Annotated in this window: 1 protein-coding gene; it reads right to left on the bottom strand. The window is 41.9% G+C overall.

What is annotated here, in order from left to right:
- Window positions 1-1404 (bottom strand): ribosome biogenesis GTPase Der (gene der, locus ACFIO3_RS13075; RefSeq protein ID WP_375704600.1); only part of this gene is annotated, 1404 nt, incomplete at its 3' end.
- Window positions 1405-1435: the final 31 nt, after the last annotated feature.

Raw genomic sequence — 1435 nt, 5'->3', positions numbered from 1 at the left:
CGCAAAAGGATTATCAGAGGCTCGTAATGATATGCGAACTGGTATACCAAACATATCAAATGTTTCACGTAACCCATTGACAAGGTAACGCAAATACGACTGGGGCATACTTTTGGGGCGCGAGCAAGAAATCATAAATCCAGGAGGACGTGTCTTAACCTGTGTGATGTATTTAACCTTAAGTCGACGTCCAGAAACCGCAGGAGGTGGATGATGTGCCACAACAGTTTCAAGCCATTGGTTCAATTTAGCTGTTGAAATGCGACGATTCCATACACGGTGCATCATCATCACATTTTCCATAAGTTTATCAATTCCTTGACCATATTGTCCCGATAAAGGAACAGCTCTCAAACCACGAACTTGAGGAAGAAATCGTGCACATTTTTCATGCAAATCAATCAATGTAGCCTGACTATTTTCAATAAGGTCCCACTTATTAAAAGCAATAACTGGAACACGCCCTTCACGAATCACAAGATCAGCAATTTGTAAATCCTGCTTTTCAAAAGGCATCGTTGCATCAAAAACAATGATCACCACTTCTGCAAAACAAATAGCACGCAAAGTGTCAGCAACGGATAATTTTTCTAACTTTTCTTGAATTTTCGATTTTCGACGCAAACCTGCAGTATCAAACAGTTTAACATGACGACCACGCCATTCCCAATCTACAGAAATAGAATCACGCGTAAGTCCTGCTTCTGGTCCTGTTAACAACCGCTCTTGTTTCAGCATACTATTGATAAGAGTAGATTTTCCTGTATTGGGGCGCCCCGCAATTGCAATCCGAATAGGCTTATTTTCATCGTACATAAGCCCCTCTTCTTCCAAATTGTTTATATCATCACCAACAGATGCAGGCTGTATCGTAATATCTTCTTCTTTGTTATTGTCAAAAGCGCGTTCTGCCCCAACAGCCTCTATAATTGCATCACGAAGATCACTAAGTCCCAAACCATGTTCAGCCGATATTGGGCACGGCTCCCCCAAACCTAATGACCACGCCTCATACTCTCCTCCCGTTGCCGCTCTTGACTCAGACTTATTAGCAACAAGGACTATTGGTTTTCCTGATTTGCGAACCAATGAAGCAAAGTTTAAATCACTTGGTGTTATTCCACTCTTTGCATCAAATACGAATAAAATAAGATCAGCTTCATCAATTGCAACTTTTGTATGAGAACGCATACGCCCCTCAAGTGTATGATCACCTGCTTCTTCCAGCCCAGCCGTATCAATCACATCAAAACGTAGATCTTGAAGTTTTGCCGCATGAATACGCCGATCACGTGTTACACCTGGCTTATCATCAACCAAAGCCAACCTTTGCCCAACCAAACGATTAAAAAGTGTTGATTTCCCAACATTGGGACGACCAACAATAGCAATGGTAAGGCTCATCAATTTATTCCTTATTTGTCTTGCCCTCGGC

Source organism: Bartonella sp. AD328YNZD (genome assembly GCF_042196425.1).
Note: the sequence above shows the minus strand (reverse complement) of the source record. Positions and strands in the feature narration are given on the sequence as shown.